Source organism: Rickettsia endosymbiont of Thecocarcelia acutangulata, assembly GCF_964263195.1.
Lineage (GTDB): Bacteria > Pseudomonadota > Alphaproteobacteria > Rickettsiales > Rickettsiaceae > Rickettsia > Rickettsia felis.
In genome coordinates, this window is the sequence record NZ_OZ181652.1 from 197964 (window position 1) to 214452 (window position 16489).

The following is a 16489-nucleotide window of genomic DNA, read 5'->3' on the forward strand; positions in this document are numbered from 1 at the left end:
CTTTGCAAGATGTCATTGTGTGGACACCAAATCGTCATTGCGAGGAGCGAAGCATTGTTACAATCTCATGAAATAATACTCCTGAGATTGCTTCGTCAATTGCTACGCAATTTCCTCGCAATGACAGATAAAGCCGATCCACGTGGGCAATGCCCGCTCGCAATGACGTTAATTATAAATAAGGAGTATTTTTAGTGAGAAATATTATATATTTTATACTATCACTATTATTTAGCTTTAAAGGTTATGCACTTGAAACAATAAATATTGAGCATGGGCGAGCTGATCCTACGCCTATAGCAGTTAATAAGTTTAATGCCGATAGTTCTGCTGATGACGTAGTAGGTCACGATGTGGTGAAAGTTATCTCTAATGATTTAAAGCTTTCGGGGTTATTTCGTCCTATTTCCTCTGCATCTTTTATAGAAGAGAAGACAGGAATAGAATATAAACCGCTTTTTGCTGCATGGCGTCAAATTAATGCTAGCCTTTTAGTAAACGGTGAAGTTAAAAAACTAGAAAGCGGTAAGCTTAAAATTAGCTTTATATTATGGGATACGTTGCTTGAAAAACAGCTTGCCGGCGAAATTCTTGAAGTACCGGAAAATTTATGGCGAAGAGCAGCACATAAAATTGCCGATAAAATTTATGAAAAAATTACCGGTGATGCCGGTTATTTTGATACTAAAATAGTGTATGTATCGGAAAGCACTTCTTTACCGAAAATAAAAAGAATTGCTTTGATGGATTATGACGGGGCTAATAATAAATACCTTACCAATGGAAAGTCACTAGTATTAACCCCAAGATTTGCTCGTTCAGCGGATAAGATTTTTTATGTTTCATACGTAACTAAAAGAAGAGCTCTTGTTTATGAAAAGGATTTAAAAACAGGTAAAGAAAGCGTAGTAGGTGACTTTTCCGGTATATCTTTTGCCCCTAGATTTTCACCGGACGGTAGAAAAGCCGTAATGTCGATAGCTAAAAACGGCTCGACGCATATTTATGAAATTGACCTTGCTACTAAACGGCTTCATAAATTAACTGATGGCTTCGGTATTAATACCTCTCCTAGCTATTCACCGGACGGTAAAAAAATTGTGTATAATTCTGATAGAAACGGTGTGCCTCAATTATATATCATGAATTCGGACGGAAGTGACGTTCAACGTATTAGTTTCGGTGGAGGTTCTTACACTGCTCCTAGTTGGTCGCCTAGAGGAGACTATATAGCATTCACTAAAATTACTAGAGGAGCTGAAGGAAAAACTTTTAATATCGGAATTATGAAAGCATGCCCCCAAGATGATGAGAATAGTGAAAGAATAATAACAAGCGGATATTTAGTAGAAAGCCCTTGTTGGTCGCCTAATGGACGAGTTATTATGTTTGCTAAAGGTTGGCCGTCGAGAGCTAAAGCTCCGGGGAAAAATAAAATTTTTGCAATTGACCTAACAGGTCATAATGAAAGAGAAATTATAACACCGGCGGATGCTTCTGATCCTGAATGGTCAGGAGTGCTGAATTGATTTTTTTGTCATTATTGTCATTGCGAGCCATGCAACAACACCGCGACTAAAAGGAGCGTGGCAATCTCATGAAATAATACTCCTGAGATTGCTTCGTCGAATTACTACGCAATTCTCCTCGCAATGACGGTTTGGGTATCCACGCAACAACACCCGTTTGCAATGACGAGTAAGAATGCTAAGCCACTTGACCACTATGGTTTAAGATAAACTTTTTTATTTTTTCAAAAGCCGTATTCTCTATTTGTCTAATACGTTCCTTAGAAATATTATACTCATTGCTTAGAATATCTAGAGTTTTAGGAGTATCCGTTAATTTACGCTCTGTAAAAATACGAAGTTCTCTATCATTTAAAATCTTCATAGCATTTGATAGTAACTTCCTTTTACCGGTAGAGTCTTGCTTATTAATAGCTATAGTTTCGGGAGTAGGGCGTGTTTCCGGTAATAATTCTATTAATTCTCCTGATTCTGCATCGTCGCTATTTATAGGGTTATTTAACGATAAATCAGGACCTGAAATTCTAGTATTCATCTCGGAAACTTCATTAACCGAAACGCCTAACTCATCTGCTATTTGTACGAAATCGTCGGCAGTAATAGCCCTTGAGTATAAATTGGTAATTTTATGCTTAATTTTATTAAGGCTAAAAAATAATTTTTTTTGTGCAGCCGTTGTTCCCATCTTTACTAATGACCAAGATTTTAATATATATTCTTGTATGGCTGCTTTAATCCACCACATCGCATATGTTGATAGGCGGAAACCAAGTTCGGGATTGAATTTTTTTACCGCCTGCATTAAACCTATATTACCTTCTGAAACCAATTCGGTAATAGGAAGACCGTAAGTCCTATAGCCGTTTGCAATTTTTGCAACAAGCTTAAGATGGCTAGTTACTAATTTATGTGCAGCTTGTAAATCATTTTCTTCTAAATAGGATTTCGCTAATAAAAATTCTTCTTCTTGCGTAAGTGAAGGAATTTTATTGATTTTCTGTAAGTAGCTATAAAATCCTGATTCGCTAGAAATTGCTAATGCATTAATATTATTAGTCATACCAACCTTACTATTTTTCTTTATACTAACACATATATGATCTAAAATAAACTTTTTCTAGAGTATTTTTAAATAAAATCAAATAATGTCTAAAAAATCCAATAAAAATTTAGCCTTTTCCTTGTTGGGATTAATAATTAGTATGGTATTACTAAGTTTTGCTTCCGTACCTATCTATAATTTATTTTGTAAAGTTACGGGATATGGCGGTACTACTGCAAAAGAAACGGTGAGTGTATATTCTAAGGTAAAAGGCACTAAACCTATAATTATCGAGTTTGATGCTAATGTTGATAAAGATTTACCTTGGCGGTTTATTCCAAGGCAACAAAGAGTCCAAATTGTTCCGGGGCAGAATACTCTAGTATTCTATGAAACGAAAAATCTAAGCAATAACGATATAATAGGTACTTCCGTATATAATGTTACTCCAAATAAAGCAGGAAAATATTTCGTAAAAATTCATTGTTTTTGTTTTGAAGAACAATTATTAAAAGCCGGTGAAAAAGTCTTAATGCCGGTTACATTTTATATAGATAAAGATTTTGAGCTTGATCCTGAAATGCAAGACATTAAAGTACTTACCTTATCTTATAGCTTCTTTAAAGTAAGAGAGCTATATACTCGCTGAATTTGAAAAATTGGCTACGTCGTCTTGTAAGTCCTCCAGTCCTCACGTATTAAGTATACGCTGCGGTCCTCGGCTTACAGACTCCTTGCTCTTTTCCAAATTGAGCTTCGTATACCAACTCTTCATTTCTTGAAGTATAGCTGTCACCTAGTTCGCTTGACCACGGTATGACAACGGAGCGTTTTTCAAGTGCCACACAGGCAAAGCTCATCATTGATGTTCGATAACCCATTTACGAAGTCTAACAATCAGTGGAGTGTTTATAAGAGCGGTAGAAGGTAGAACTTTGCCGTTAGTATTAAAATTAATTATAGGTTCTATACCGTATATGCTATACCATGGCTTTAACGGTGAGCTATTTGAATATTTACGGTGAAACCAAGATAAGAAAGGTGTCGTTTCATCATATTCTATTACCTTAACCGATTGTGGATTTTTGTGATATATAAGGCTAAGTACCGATTGGTCGGAATGATGCCATTTATATTCATCGTAATTAGGATGAATATTATAATCTTTGCCTGAAAGAATTCTAATATCTTCACAATTTTTTAGCCATTTTTCAATAAAAGAACGAGAAAGCTCGGTATTACGCACAACAATAACGGCACTCCAAATGTGATCGTTATTTCTACATTCTTCGCTCAAGCAATCCATTAAAGCAAAGGTTTCGCCTTTAACAAAACTACCGTTTTTACGATCGCGATCATGTACTAGTAAGATATCATTATCGCCTAAAAGATTCGTTAAATTACCGATATGCTTTTTAATAACAAAAGCCGAATCTAAATATACTATAATAGCTCCTTCCGGTGCATTTTTCATTGTTTCAAGTATAATATAAGGTTTCCATAGCCATAACCCCGCTCCTGCTGGTTCATTAAAAATTTCTTGATTTTTTTCTATAAATGCTTGATTTATATGCTTTTTCTTATAGTTAAATATGAAATCTATACCTTTATTAATCGCATAGTGAGTAGTAGCATTTTGATTACGATAAACATATTCCGGACCGTCGGCATAAGAAACTAAATAAATAGGCTCTTTTATAGAATTCTGAATAGATAAATCTACTTTTTGTAATGATGAATCATTAATAAAACCTTGGCGTGCATATTCTAAGATAATCAGTACGAAATAAATTAGAGCTAATGTAATAATCGTTTTGTATAATATTTTAAATAACATATGATTTTTAATTTTTTAAGCTACATGTCTTGTTGTGTGGATCGAAAAACGCATTCGGTGTCATACCGTGGCCCCGCCACGGACGGGGTGACAGTAGATCATGACTAATTGATAATTATTAAACAACGCAGATTATAGCGTTTTAATATATTAAAAGATAGTGTTGTAATTTAATTATAAATTTAGTATAATTTACTGTTTGTTTAAGGTTGGTATGATTAATTTAGGGGATAAGCAGTCTACTATAGTTGTCGCAATGTCAGGCGGGGTTGATAGTTCGGCGGTTGCCGCAATGTTGCATGAACAGGGACATAATGTTATAGGTATTACCTTGCAGCTATATGATCACGGTATGGCAGTAGGGGAAAAAAATGCTTGTTGTGCTGGTCAGGATATTTACGATGCTAAAATGGTAGCAAATAAGCTAGGTATTCCCCATTACGTACTTGATTATGAGAGTAAGTTTAAAGAGTCGGTAATAGATAATTTTGTTGATAGCTATTTACAAGGTGAAACCCCGCTTCCATGTGTGCAATGTAATAAATCGGTGAAATTCAGGGATCTAATTAAAACGGCTAAAGAGCTTGGAGCAGACAAGCTTGCTACCGGTCATTACGTACGAAAAATAAACGGTGATCACGGGGCGGAGTTACATACGGGACTTGATCCGGCAAAAGATCAGAGTTATTTTTTGTTTACTACTACTAAAGAGCAATTGGAATATTTAAGTTTTCCTCTTGGAGGGCTTACTAAGGATGAAACACGTAGGCTTGCTAGTAAATTTGGGCTTGAGGTAGCAGATAAACCCGATAGCCAAGACATTTGCTTCGTACCTAATGGAAATTATAAGAGTGTAATAAATAAAATACGTCCGGGAGCAAGCGAAAGCGGCAAAATTATTCATGTAAACGGGTTTGAGCTAGGAGAGCATAGCGGTATAATTAATTATACTATAGGGCAACGTCGTGGTCTTGGTATAGCTTATAACGAGCCTTTATATGTAGTAAAGATTGATCCTAAGGACAATATAGTATATGTAGGACCGGAGTCTGCATTACATGTGCAGGAGTTTATAATTAAAGACATAAACTGGCTTGCAGATGAGATTAAAGATAATGAAAAGCTAGAAGTAGAAGTTAAAATTCGTTCGACAAGACCGCCTCGTCTAGCCGAAATAAGCAAACTCGACGATGATAAAATGAAAGTAAAATTTTTATCCGAAGAAAAAGCCGTTGCCCCTGGGCAAGCATGCGTTATTTATGCTGGCGAAAGAGTACTCGGCGGCGGATGGATTACTAGGGATATAAGGTAGATTATTGTCATTCCCGCGTAGGCGGGAATCCAGTAAAGCATATAAAAACTTGTTTTTATATGCTTGTTTTGTTAAAGATGTGATGGTTGTACTATATTAAGGTTATTTTTCTGGATTCCCGCCTACGCGGGAATGACATATCGCTCACTAAAACAGGAGAAACTAATGAGTTTTTTTAAGAAGAAAAGTTTTGAATCAGTAAAAGAGATAGGTAGCTCAAGTGGGCTTAGCAAGACGCTTGGAGCATTCGATTTAATATTACTGGGTCTTGGTGCAATGATTGGTACCGGCGTATTCGTCGTTACCGGTATAATTGCTGCTAAATATTCAGGCCCTGCAGTAATGGTATCTTATGCAATTGCCGGTATTACCTGTATTTTCGTAGCACTTGTTTATACCGAACTTGCTGCAATGCTTCCAACTTCCGGAAGTATTTATACTTACTCCTATGTTGCATTTGGTGAAGTATTTGCTTGGATGATCGGTAGCGTTATAATATTAGAGCTAGGTGTTGCTGCAGGAATAGTAGCTGCAGGCTGGTCGGGTTACGTACAAGGAATATTAGCGGCAGGCGGAGTTAATTTACCGAAAGAATTAACTACCGTACCGACAAACGGCGGTATAATAAATTTACCGGCATTTTTAATCTCGGTATTTATCGGCTTTATTTTATATTTAGGTACTAAAGATAGTAAGAGACTAAATGCAATTTTAGTTTTCATAAAAATGGCTGCAATATTTGTATTTGTACTCGCTGCTGCTCCTCATTTCAATGCTACTAACTGGAGCAATTTTATGCCTTTCGGTTTTAGTAATGTTTTAGTAGGTGCATCTATTTTATTCCTAGCTTTTACAGGTTTTGGAACGATTGCAACTGCAGCTGAGGAATGTAAAAATCCAAAGCGTGATATAATGATTGGTATTATCGGCTCGCTTGTTCTAACTACTATAGTTTATGTAACAATGGCAGGGCTTGTGACCGGTATTGCACCTTTTGATCAGTTAAATAACGATCAACCGCTTGCTTATGCTTTAACTATCAATAATAGCAAGATTGGCTCTGCTATTGTTGCAACTGGTGCGGTTTGTGGTATGATGACGGTGTTGATGATGAATATTTACGGTACTTCTCGTATTTTTTATGCTATTGCACGTGACGGTTTACTACCGAAAAGTTTTGCAAAATTGCACCCAAAATATGATAGCCCGTATATTACGATTATAATATTTGCTTCTTTAGCTGCTATCCTTGGAGGATTTTGCTCTACGGAATTATTAACTCAATTAACTTCAATGGGAGCATTAATTGATTATATAACCGTTACAATAATAGTGGTATTATTTAGGATAAGATTACCTGATGCTCAAAGACCTTTCAAATGTCCTTTAGTATTTATTATCGTACCATTTATTTTAATTGCTTGTGCATATTTACTATTTATTCAAATATATGACGGTGAATTTAATCTATTAACGGCGGGTCGTGCATTAATATATTGGTTTATTACGATATTTGTTTTATATATTGTAAGATCGTTCTTTATGAAAAAAGAGCAAAATTAGGTATACTCGTTTAATTTGAAAAATTGGCGTCGTCTACTTACTTTTCGTTTATTATAGGATATCCGAGTTGTCATGAACTAGGCGACTGAAGGCATTGTTACATGGATCGTTTTATGTCATTCCCGTGAAAGCGGGAATCCAGTAAAACCGACAAAAAACTTGTTTTTTTAGGTTTATTTTGTCACTATTAAGACTATTTTTTCTGGATTCCCGCTTCCGCGGGAATGACATAAGAGAGGTACAACAAAACCACGAAATTAACCAAATGATTGAAAAGCTGCAACCACTCCGAGGAATGAAAGATCTTTTGCCGGATGATTATAAAGTCCACGACTATATAATTAACAAAGCAAGGGATGTTGGAGTATTGTACGGCTATAAGCAAATGAGTACCCCAATACTTGAGTATACCAAGGTTTTTAACCGCTCGATGGGTGAAAGCTCTGACGTAATCAGTAAAGAAATCTACAGTTTTTTAGATAAGAGCAATGATTCCGTAGCATTACGACCTGAGTTCACGGCGGGTGTTATAAGAAGCTTTATCTCAAACGGACTACAACATAAGTTACCGTTAAAGTTTTTCTCTACCGGTCCTGTTTTTCGTTATGACAGACCGCAAGCAGGGCGTCAAAGACAATTCCACCAATTAAATTATGAATATATAGGTGCTAAAGGTGCTGTTACCGATGCTGAAACTTTGAAGTTAGCCGTAGATATACTTAAAGCCCTTGAAGTAGAGCAGGATACTATCTTAGAGCTTAACTCTCTTGGATGCAGCGAATCAAGAAGCATTTATCAGCAAAAACTGGTAGAATATCTAAATGATTTTAAAGATCAATTATCGGAAGAAAGCAAAATAAGGCTGGTTAAAAATCCAATGCGGATTCTTGATTCTAAAAGCGAAATTGATCAAAAAATAGTAGCTGCAGCTCCGATTTTATCTGAATATTACACTGATGAGTCTAAAGAATATTTTGAGGAATTACTAAAGTATCTAAATATTTTAGGCGTAGAATATACTATAAACCCACGTTTGGTTAGAGGGCTTGATTATTATTGCCATACTGCTTTTGAATTTACTACGAAAAAGCTAGGGAGCCAATCTACTATTTTGGCCGGCGGACGTTATGATGGGCTTGCTAAAATCATGGGTAATAACGATGATGTACCGGCTATCGGTTTTGCTGCCGGTATTGAGCGGATTGCTTTAATGCGGGAATATAATATATCTGAAGTTAAGCCGGTATTTGTATTACCTATAGGCGAAAATAATATTTGTTATGCTTTAGAAATTGTAGATAAATTACGCTTACAAAATATTATTACTATCATAGAACCTACCGGTAAAATAGCTAAAAGAATGCAACGCGTTCTTAATGAAAATGCTAAATTTATTATTTTCATAGGTGACGAAGAACAAGCAAATAATAGCCTCAAACTTAAAGATTTAGAAAAAGAAGAAGAATATATAGTAGATTTTGCAAAAGTTCTTGAGTTGTTGAAGAAATAAGATTTTTTATTATTTTTTTGGATTGTCACGCGAGTACTACGACTGCGATTTTGTTGCATGGATCAGCAAAACAGATGTCATCCCGTGATTTATTCACGGGATCCAGTTAAAAATATCAATATTATTGATATTTTTAGTTGTCTTTCTGGATACCGTGGTCAAGCCACGGTATGACATCTTACGTATTTTCCGAGTCATGTAACAAGACCTGCAGTCGCTTACAATGATGATTAGGTGTCTATGCAATAACACCATTTAACCACGACATCTAAAAATATGATTATTATAAACGATTTAGCCATGAGTTATGGTGCAAGAATACTATTTACCGATGTAAATTTGCATATTAAAAATAATAAAAGATATGGTTTAGTAGGTGCTAACGGAGCAGGTAAAACAACTTTTTTCAAAGTTTTAACTAAGGAAGAAGAGCCGGCTTTCGGCAATATTAACATACCTAAAAACTCTAAAGTAGGTTGTTTAAAACAAGATCAATTTCTTTATGAAAATACTAAAATTATAGATACGGTAATAGCAGGGAATAAGGAGCTATGGAAAGCTTTACAGGAAAAAGAAGAGATATTAAATAGACAAGAATGTAGCGATGAAGATGGGTATAAGCTTGGTGAGCTTGAACAAATAATATACGATAATGATGGTTATACCGCTGAAATTTTTGCATCTAGTTTACTTGTAGGTCTTGGAATAGCCGAAAAATATCATTACGAACCGCTTTCTGCGTTATCAGGAGGTTATAAGCTTCGTGTTTTACTTGCACAAAGTCTATTTAATAATCCGGATATTTTACTACTCGATGAACCAACAAATCACTTAGATATTATTTCAATATATTGGCTTGAGAATTATTTAAAAAACTCGTTTAAAGGAATATTAATTTTTATATCGCATGATTTAGCTTTTTTAAATAATGTCGCAACGGATATTTTAGACATAGATTATGGAGAGATAAAACTATATACAGGAAATTATGATAATTTTGTTCAAGAAAAGCAGATAATAGCTGCTCAAAAATTAAGCGAGAGAAATTTCTTAGAAAAGAAAATAGAAAATATGCAGGCTTGGGTTGATAAATTTAGAGCCGGAACAAGAGCAAGGCAAAGTGCCTCTAGAGAAAAGCAGCTAGAGAAAATAGAATTACCGGATATACAGAAATCTTCAAGAATTAGTCCGTTATTTAGATTTAAACAACTAAGAAATTCAGGAAAATTAGTATTAAAAATCGATCAAATAACTAAAGATTTTGAGAATAAGCAAATATTAAATAAAGTGAGCTTTAGTGTATTACGAGGAGAAAAAATTATTATTATCGGTGCAAACGGTATCGGTAAATCTACTTTGTTAAAAATCTTAATGAATAAAATATCAACAGATCAAGGTAGCTATGAGTGGGGATATGAATAACAAATATCTTATTTCGCTCAAGACCATCATGAGCTACTTAATGAAAATATTAGTATTATTGATTGCCTAAAAAAGCAATCTGAAAAGGAAACGGAAAATACTATTAGAAATACGCTTGGACAAGTATTATTTCGTAGTGATGAAGTAAATAAAAATATTTTAAGCCTAAGCGGCGGTGAGGGTGCAAGGTTATTACTTGCTAAAATGATGCTAGAAAAAAGTAATATTTTAGTTCTCGATGAACCGACAAACATCTTGATATAGAGTCAAGAGAAGCCCTTAAAAAAGCTTTAATTGATTTTGAGGGTACGGTAATATTAGTAACGCACGATCGTGATTTTGCAAAATCCATCGCAACAAGAATTATTGCTATTTCCCATAGGAAAAATATTGTTGATTTTAAAGGTAAATATGATGATTATATTGAGAAATACGGTAATGATTATTTAAGTTCTGCTATTAAATTATCTTAAGTTTTAGGCATTGTTCATTAAATATAGATGACGTAATTTGAATTGATAAATCTCTATATTGCTAGACATATAAACTAAATATATCGGTTACGTCAAACTGAGGAAAACATATTTTTCAGCCACAATACCAATTTACAATATCTTTTTGAAAGAAGCTAAATATTTATTAGCAAAATTTTACTTTACCTCCTGGTTTTGAATGCTCTCCATTATTGCAGTATTTACTCCAGTACATAGTAACACCCTCTCAAATATCGCTTGGTTACGTCCTGCTACCCCGATTTCCTTTACTTTCTTTGCAATATCACCGAACTTTGTCTTATCCATTACCCGCGAAATAACACCGGCTGCTAGCATATTCTTACCAAGCGACTTTAATGCTTCCTTACTTGTCGCTGACTTAATTCCCTTAACAAGATTACCGCCGTTATTTGCCGACCCTATTACTACACTCGAGGCAAAGTCGCTCAATCCTGCCGCTACTCCGCTGCTGATTCCTGCGGCAAATGTATATCAATTATACGTCTTAATTAATTTTCTATAAGTCCTAAATTTTCACATAATTGTTTAACAAATTCTTTTTTCTCACTTATATAATTATGAGATAATTCTTCTACTATTTTTATAAACTCCTCTTTTTGTTTCTTATTCATTAACTGTAATTCAGCGGCTATACTTTCCATAATTTGAACTGCATAATCCTGATTTATCATATCATCACTACAAAATTCTAAAGATACCACCACTTCTACTATAATTTTAATTAAATGTTTATTTGATACTTGGCTCATTGATAACCCTCACTTTGATGTTTGTAATTTCTAGTTCTTGAAGTAATTTTCTTGCTCTTGAAGCTTGAACTTCACTCGGTGCTTCCCATATACCTTTAAGGCTATGTTCTCTCAAGGCTTGAGATTGTCTTATAGCTTGATTTTTAGTTTTATCTGTTGTTGCTATTGCTAATTTTCTGTCTATAAGAACAGATTGATCTACTCCATCAAACTTTACAATTTTTAATTTACCACTTTGGGTAAAATATCTAATGCAGGTGCTTGTCCTTTACGTGCTCCTGCCACTGAATCTTCATAGTTTTTGGCTCTTTGACTCATTGCTGCATTTTCATTAACCTATTTTATTGCATTACTTTGGTTTGCAACCGATTTTTTAGTAATTTTATTTAATTTTGTATAATCATTAATTATACTGTCAATAGTGTTTTGTGCTTCATTGATTTTATTTTGTACCTGCTCAAGACCGGTATCGTATTTCTTATATTTACGAGCAATATTACCGCTTATTTCCTCACTCGTCTTCGCAGCCGCTTTGCCTAGGTTTATAATTTTTTGTACTTTTTCGACATTATCACTTACATATTTTGTACTCGTATTCCACCCATTTATAGCATTATGCTTAATTGAACCGCTAATTTCCGCAGCTTGTTTTCTTAAATCTTTTCCGCCTTGAACTATTTTTTGCACTACTAATCTAAGATTTGCAGCATATTTTGTTATTGCTTGTTCATGGGATAGCCTGAATCTACCTAACATATTTGCCATTATTACTTGGCTAATGTTTATTGCTAAACTAGGTGCTTTCTCTTCAAAAAATGTTGGTTGCTCTCTATCTAAACTACCAAGCACCCTTGCTCCTCTTGTTGGTACATGCGGCGTACTTCCCCACCATAATTGATTATTTCCCTCAGCTGCTAAATTATATCCAGAAGCCACTCCGGCTCCAGCTATACCAACACCTATCATAGGGAAGCCTACTTCTGATATCGCATATCCAGCTATTGTACTTTGTACTGCAGTATATGTTCCACCCCCAAGTTTACCTATTCCTTCCATTCTAAAATAGGCTTTATCATATTCTGCTGCTTTATCCTCTAATATCTCATAACTGCTTCTCTCTAACCTCTGTTCTTTTCCTAATTCTTTCGCTACTTTCCAGATATGCTCTTGTGACTCAATATCCTCTCTTCCAAGATTTACTCTACGATTTATTTCGGCGTAATCTTTATCAGTCGATAATACTCCTACTTGCCTTTCTCTTATCGCAAGCATAGCATTCTCAAGCTTTTCTTTCTCTTCTGCCGAGTCGCTTCTATTTGCTGCAGATATTATATCTCGGTGTTCTTGATGTAATTGAGCATTATACTCCACCACTGACGAAGAAACAGTAGTAGCGGTACTGATGTCGCGTGCTGAGCCGCCGGCAAGCACAGAGGTGAATGCAACTGCGGTGTCGATCCAGTTGCTAAGACCCGTGCCGCTTGGACCTGTTCCTGAAAACGCATGAGCTATATTAGCTGAAGAAGTAAGACCGCTTAAAGTCTCAGCCATACCGCCGGCCAACATCCCTATACCGACATCACTACTGCTAGCAGCCGCAAAAGCTCCGCCAAGACCGGCATGCATCGCTACTTTAGCCGCTCCTCCTATCGTCATTGCGAGCAGCCATAGGCTGCGTGGCAATCTCGTCAAATATCCTGAGATTACGGACGTACAATTACTTACGTAATTTCCTCGCAATGACGATGAAAATTTAATCACTCCACATTATAAAACTCCAAATGATTACCGCTAATAAACTTTTTTACTTCAGCATGGTTACCATACTCATCAAACTTTAATAATAACCCTTGTTTGTTAAAATATAATATATTTGTAAATAGTCTATCATCACAGTCCCACTTAGCTTCAAAAACATTGTTCTTAATAAGTTTAACGCCATTTACTCCGTGTGTATGATGTGTTATACCTTTCTTTAAAGCAAAAACAAAAGACATAATTTTACTTTCATCAAAAATATTATAGATTTTTTTAGAAATTGTACCGTAACAATCAAATCCTCTATATTTACCGAGTAATATAGCTGTGCCTTCTCTTACCTGATTATCAATTTTAATTTGTTCTTCTTTAATATTCCAAGAATTATTATTAAAATGAGTAATCTTTTGAATGGCTAAATAAAATTCGTGTTTCTTTTTTAGTTGATAATATTGATGAATTTTTTTTGCATCATATTGATGGGCTAATTGTTCTAAACTTTCTATTTGCTTCTTATCAGGAGAATAGCTTGCAATAATTTCTTCTTTTTTTTCTAAGCTTAATTTATTTGCGTATTCTTGTACTTTTGTTTGATTATTATTTAATAGGGCGGTAACTATTCCGATTTCTAAAGTGCTTTCATTACCATCATCATTTTGTAAAGCATCTTCAACATTTTGGAAAATCTTTTCAGACTTTTCAGTAGTTAATTTAGTCTCATTATCTGCTATTAAAGAGGTATTAACAGCATTAAGAAGTTCTGCTTTTTCATCGGGCTTCAGAGTATTATTTTGAGGCAATATATAATTTGGGGCCACGTAACTCCGAACCTTTGTGATAGCTTTTTCATACAAATTTATTTGATGCTCAGGCATTTTATTGAAAATATCAGAAGCCGTTTTAAATTGCTTACTACATACAGCGAGTGAGAACGTTAGTGAGGCATCACTAATTGCTTTTAGTTTGTCGGTTAATATTGATTGCTGTTTTTTTGTAATTGTTCGTTTATTGGAAATTTTGTTATAAAAAGCCATGTATTCGCAGCCGTCATATATTGATAAATAAAAAGGAACTAAGGTATTTTTTTAAATTAAAGCTAACTTCTCATAAGAAATTTTATATGGATTAGTTAACATTTCTAGAATGTGTTTTATATATTCTACCTGCACATCTTGTATTAAATCGTTAGCTTTATCAAATTCGCCTTGTATTCTATAATTAGCCCATAAATGATAGGGGGCTGTCGGATGTGTGGGTAGAAGCCCAAAGGCTTGTTCATAACATTTAGTGGACATATCATAGCTTCCGGTTTCCTCATAAGCACGACCTGCTCTATAATACCACTGGACTAAAACCTGATTTTCAATATTATTATTGAACGAAAACATAGATTCTTCAAGTAACGCTTTTGCTTCTTCAAAAATTCTTATTCTCTATTAATAAATCAGAGAATTTACCTGATAAATCCAAGCTGAATTTTATATACGGTACTAGTGCTTGGATAATTTTAAGCTGAGATTCCGGTTCAATAAGTTTTAGCACAGGAAGTATATATTCTGCAAATTTGATATATTGTTCAGTTTCTTCTGCAAAGTTATTAAAATATAAATTTGTTTCTGTAATTATATATTTAAATATCTCTTTAGCAGTTTCATCGTGTCTATTTAATATACTGCATTGAAAAGCAGAACACATTACTTGAATTTTAGTTAGCGTATCAGGTGTTATAGGAATGATTTTATCCGGTATCCCGTCCATGTATTCACTGTCTAATTTATATTCAAAAAAGCCGGCATTTTTATTTATTTCATATTTTTTTAACAATTCATGATTTCTGTAGCTTTCATATGAATAATTATATATTAATCGCTGCATTAGTGAATGCTTGAGTTCTTTAGATTTCATGCTACTTATAGCTTTTTCGCTATCTAAATGTCCCAATATTATAGTGTATTACTTCTATAGCGGCATCAACAGTAGGTATACATAAAAAGTTTTTATCTATTGTTTCTACATCAAGTCCAAGAGTAGTTTGTCTAAAATTTCTTATACTAGTTTGTGATAATATATTGGGGGTGTTATTAACTTCAGCAATATTAAGCTTAAAAGCAATTGAAGGCTCTGTATTTTTCATGAATATAGTTTAGCATTAGTTGGGCTTAAGAACTATTAGATTTCTTGCATAACTTGTTTCTAAGGGTAATTTGTGCGTCAAGCCTAGACTCGCATCCTCACGTACTTAAATGTACGCTGCGGTTCTGCGTTCCGTGTTTCCGGAGGGATTCCTCTTTATTAGCTACGTTATGCAAGAGGTCTATTCTAAAATAATAACAAAGGAGTTTAAGAAGACAATAGATTTTTTAATTTAAAATGATAGCGAATGTTTAGTTAGAAATAAATGTATTGATTTTTTTATTGTCACCCTGTGGCTTGACCTATAGTACCGGACAATTTTTGTTCTATGTCATTCCAGCAACGGCGAGAATCCACTAAAATAAAGCTTTTTTAAAAGCTTTACTTTACAAAAACTATGTAATAAAAAATCTTTAAAATTAAAGATTTTTAGTCTGGATCCCCGCTTTCGCGGGGATGACATCGGGATCTTTTAAAAAAATGTCCGGTACTATAGGCTTGACCAAGGGGTCCAATTAAAAATACTAATAATTTTAGTATTTTTAATTGGACCCCTTGGTCAAGCCACGGTAGTGACACCGAACGGATTTTTCGATCCACGCAACAAAGCTACGCGGGAATGACATTGAAGAGCTAAACTACCTTACAAAGTAATATCTATTCAAACCCAAATCCGGCAAAATATTTATGAAAATATCCGGCATCATGACCTATAACTTTAACTTTATCATTAGAATAAAGTGATTCAGATTCACTATATATAGTCGTGCCGTCATCCATATAGCGAATAGAATAAGATGGGAGGCCATAAGGTCTAAAAAAAATGTCTTCACGTATAACTTTAGGAGCTTTATCGGATTTTTTGTGTATTTTCGGATTTTAGCATATTGGCCTCCTTAATAAATTATTATTTTATTATATAATTTTTATATCTTATCACAAGAATAATTAGAATAGCTATCTGAGCCTAGAAATTCAGATTTATAAATTGCAGTATTATATTCATAAGGATATTCTAAATATTTTTGTAATTTTACAGTATTTTCTTGAAACAATAAGTAATTACTTGCCGGTTCATGCTTTGATAAATTGAAATATTTCCTTGCTAACCATTTTTTA

At 34.3% G+C, this 16489-nt stretch carries 17 protein-coding genes and 5 pseudogenes; 8 read left to right on the forward strand and 14 right to left on the reverse strand.

Features of this window, described 5'->3' with window-relative positions; genetic code table 11:
- Nucleotides 1-2: 2 nt before the first annotated feature.
- Together ACE38Q_RS01050 and tolB are read left to right on the forward strand one after the other, a co-directional pair.
- Nucleotides 3-138 (forward strand): annotated as a pseudogene (locus ACE38Q_RS01050) (polysaccharide polymerase); the annotation flags it as partial.
- A 56-nt stretch (nucleotides 139-194) separates the two neighbouring features.
- Nucleotides 195-1529: a Tol-Pal system beta propeller repeat protein TolB gene (tolB, locus tag ACE38Q_RS01055; RefSeq protein WP_500189747.1), complete on the forward strand. Its 1335-nt coding sequence runs from the start codon at nucleotides 195-197 to the stop codon at nucleotides 1527-1529.
- 178 nt (nucleotides 1530-1707) lie between these two features.
- Here tolB and rpoH read toward each other — a convergent pair whose 3' ends face one another.
- Nucleotides 1708-2589 (reverse strand): RNA polymerase sigma factor RpoH, encoded by an 882-nt coding sequence (rpoH, locus tag ACE38Q_RS01060; protein ID WP_500189748.1) that lies wholly within the window; start codon nucleotides 2587-2589, stop codon nucleotides 1708-1710.
- A gap of 85 nt (nucleotides 2590-2674) precedes the next feature.
- Between rpoH and ACE38Q_RS01065 the strand changes: the two genes are divergently transcribed.
- Complete coding sequence (locus ACE38Q_RS01065; RefSeq protein WP_500189749.1) at nucleotides 2675-3220, forward strand: cytochrome c oxidase assembly protein; 546 nt, start codon at nucleotides 2675-2677, stop codon at nucleotides 3218-3220.
- A gap of 49 nt (nucleotides 3221-3269) precedes the next feature.
- On the opposite strand, the gene ACE38Q_RS01070 is transcribed toward ACE38Q_RS01065, so the two are convergent.
- Together ACE38Q_RS01070 and ACE38Q_RS01075 are read right to left on the reverse strand one after the other, a co-directional pair.
- The gene (locus tag ACE38Q_RS01070) at nucleotides 3270-3452 is read right to left on the reverse strand and encodes a hypothetical protein (protein ID WP_500189750.1); all 183 of its coding nucleotides are present in this window, start codon (nucleotides 3450-3452) and stop codon (nucleotides 3270-3272) included.
- Complete coding sequence (locus ACE38Q_RS01075) at nucleotides 3431-4408, reverse strand: hypothetical protein (RefSeq protein ID WP_500189751.1); 978 nt, start codon at nucleotides 4406-4408, stop codon at nucleotides 3431-3433. The genes ACE38Q_RS01070 and ACE38Q_RS01075 overlap by 22 nt, the downstream gene beginning before the upstream one ends.
- A 214-nt stretch (nucleotides 4409-4622) precedes the next feature.
- Here ACE38Q_RS01075 and mnmA point away from each other — a divergent pair, with 214 nt between their 5' ends.
- The 5 genes and pseudogenes from mnmA to ACE38Q_RS01100 all read left to right on the forward strand — a co-directional run.
- Nucleotides 4623-5720 carry a tRNA 2-thiouridine(34) synthase MnmA gene (gene mnmA, locus ACE38Q_RS01080; RefSeq protein WP_500189752.1) on the forward strand — a complete coding sequence of 366 codons (1098 nt, stop codon included), beginning with the start codon at nucleotides 4623-4625 and terminating at the stop codon, nucleotides 5718-5720.
- Nucleotides 5721-5885: 165 nt separating this feature from the next.
- Nucleotides 5886-7283, forward strand: a complete 1398-nt coding sequence (locus ACE38Q_RS01085; RefSeq protein ID WP_500189753.1) for an amino acid permease — start codon at nucleotides 5886-5888, stop codon at nucleotides 7281-7283.
- A gap of 265 nt (nucleotides 7284-7548) precedes the next feature.
- Entirely contained in the window at nucleotides 7549-8793 is a 1245-nt protein-coding gene (gene hisS, locus ACE38Q_RS01090) for a histidine--tRNA ligase (RefSeq protein ID WP_500191185.1), read from the forward strand.
- A gap of 276 nt (nucleotides 8794-9069) precedes the next feature.
- Nucleotides 9070-9561 (forward strand): annotated as a pseudogene (locus tag ACE38Q_RS01095) (ATP-binding cassette domain-containing protein); the annotation flags it as partial.
- A 237-nt stretch (nucleotides 9562-9798) separates the two neighbouring features.
- Nucleotides 9799-10479 (forward strand): annotated as a pseudogene (locus tag ACE38Q_RS01100) (ATP-binding cassette domain-containing protein); the annotation flags it as partial.
- Between the two features lie 386 nt (nucleotides 10480-10865).
- Here the strand turns inward: ACE38Q_RS01100 and ACE38Q_RS01105 are convergent.
- The 11 genes and pseudogenes from ACE38Q_RS01105 to ACE38Q_RS01155 form a co-directional block, all read right to left on the reverse strand.
- Nucleotides 10866-11159, reverse strand: a complete 294-nt coding sequence (locus ACE38Q_RS01105; protein ID WP_500189754.1) for a DUF637 domain-containing protein — start codon at nucleotides 11157-11159, stop codon at nucleotides 10866-10868.
- A gap of 59 nt (nucleotides 11160-11218) precedes the next feature.
- Nucleotides 11219-11479: a hypothetical protein gene (locus ACE38Q_RS01110; RefSeq protein ID WP_500189755.1), complete on the reverse strand. Its 261-nt coding sequence runs from the start codon at nucleotides 11477-11479 to the stop codon at nucleotides 11219-11221.
- Entirely contained in the window at nucleotides 11460-11594 is a 135-nt protein-coding gene (locus ACE38Q_RS01115) for a hypothetical protein (protein ID WP_500189756.1), read from the reverse strand. The genes ACE38Q_RS01110 and ACE38Q_RS01115 overlap by 20 nt, the downstream gene beginning before the upstream one ends.
- Before the next feature lie 221 nt (nucleotides 11595-11815).
- Nucleotides 11816-13135: a hypothetical protein gene (locus ACE38Q_RS01120; RefSeq protein ID WP_500189757.1), complete on the reverse strand. Its 1320-nt coding sequence runs from the start codon at nucleotides 13133-13135 to the stop codon at nucleotides 11816-11818.
- A 101-nt stretch (nucleotides 13136-13236) separates the two neighbouring features.
- Nucleotides 13237-14271, reverse strand: coding sequence for a hypothetical protein (locus tag ACE38Q_RS01125; RefSeq protein ID WP_500189758.1), 1035 nt, complete (start codon nucleotides 14269-14271; stop codon nucleotides 13237-13239).
- Nucleotides 14272-14322: 51 nt separating this feature from the next.
- A complete protein-coding gene (locus tag ACE38Q_RS01130; protein ID WP_500189759.1) occupies nucleotides 14323-14625 on the reverse strand; it encodes a hypothetical protein in 303 nt (100 codons plus the stop codon).
- Nucleotides 14626-14653: 28 nt separating this feature from the next.
- Nucleotides 14654-15142 carry a hypothetical protein gene (locus ACE38Q_RS01135; protein ID WP_500189760.1) on the reverse strand — a complete coding sequence of 163 codons (489 nt, stop codon included), beginning with the start codon at nucleotides 15140-15142 and terminating at the stop codon, nucleotides 14654-14656.
- A gap of 19 nt (nucleotides 15143-15161) precedes the next feature.
- Nucleotides 15162-15371, reverse strand: coding sequence for a hypothetical protein (locus ACE38Q_RS01140; RefSeq protein WP_500189761.1), 210 nt, complete (start codon nucleotides 15369-15371; stop codon nucleotides 15162-15164).
- Nucleotides 15372-15410: 39 nt separating this feature from the next.
- Nucleotides 15411-15555 (reverse strand): annotated as a pseudogene (locus ACE38Q_RS01145) (palindromic element RPE1 domain-containing protein); the annotation flags it as partial.
- Between the two features lie 472 nt (nucleotides 15556-16027).
- A pseudogene (locus ACE38Q_RS01150) lies at nucleotides 16028-16256 on the reverse strand (hypothetical protein).
- A gap of 40 nt (nucleotides 16257-16296) precedes the next feature.
- Nucleotides 16297-16425, reverse strand: a complete 129-nt coding sequence (locus ACE38Q_RS01155) for a hypothetical protein (RefSeq protein ID WP_500189762.1) — start codon at nucleotides 16423-16425, stop codon at nucleotides 16297-16299.
- Nucleotides 16426-16489 lie beyond the last annotated feature (64 nt).

Bases quoted from the DNA above. Each gene is read 5' to 3' on its own strand.
- ACE38Q_RS01070 (WP_500189750.1), bottom strand. From the start codon at position 3,452: ATGGGTTATCGAACATCAATGATGAGCTTTGCCTGTGTGGCACTTGAA.
- ACE38Q_RS01130 (WP_500189759.1), bottom strand. From the start codon at position 14,625: ATGTTTTCGTTCAATAATAATATTGAAAATCAGGTTTTAGTCCAGTGG.
- ACE38Q_RS01075 (WP_500189751.1), bottom strand. From the start codon at position 4,408: ATGTTATTTAAAATATTATACAAAACGATTATTACATTAGCTCTAATT.
- ACE38Q_RS01110 (WP_500189755.1), bottom strand. From the start codon at position 11,479: ATGAGCCAAGTATCAAATAAACATTTAATTAAAATTATAGTAGAAGTG.
- rpoH (WP_500189748.1), bottom strand. From the start codon at position 2,589: ATGACTAATAATATTAATGCATTAGCAATTTCTAGCGAATCAGGATTT.
- ACE38Q_RS01085 (WP_500189753.1), top strand. From the start codon at position 5,886: ATGAGTTTTTTTAAGAAGAAAAGTTTTGAATCAGTAAAAGAGATAGGT.
- ACE38Q_RS01120 (WP_500189757.1), bottom strand. From the start codon at position 13,135: ATGACGATAGGAGGAGCGGCTAAAGTAGCGATGCATGCCGGTCTTGGC.
- ACE38Q_RS01140 (WP_500189761.1), bottom strand. From the start codon at position 15,371: ATGAAAAATACAGAGCCTTCAATTGCTTTTAAGCTTAATATTGCTGAA.
- ACE38Q_RS01135 (WP_500189760.1), bottom strand. From the start codon at position 15,142: ATGAAATCTAAAGAACTCAAGCATTCACTAATGCAGCGATTAATATAT.
- ACE38Q_RS01065 (WP_500189749.1), top strand. From the start codon at position 2,675: ATGTCTAAAAAATCCAATAAAAATTTAGCCTTTTCCTTGTTGGGATTA.
- mnmA (WP_500189752.1), top strand. From the start codon at position 4,623: ATGATTAATTTAGGGGATAAGCAGTCTACTATAGTTGTCGCAATGTCA.
- ACE38Q_RS01125 (WP_500189758.1), bottom strand. From the start codon at position 14,271: ATGGCTTTTTATAACAAAATTTCCAATAAACGAACAATTACAAAAAAA.
- hisS (WP_500191185.1), top strand. From the start codon at position 7,549: ATGATTGAAAAGCTGCAACCACTCCGAGGAATGAAAGATCTTTTGCCG.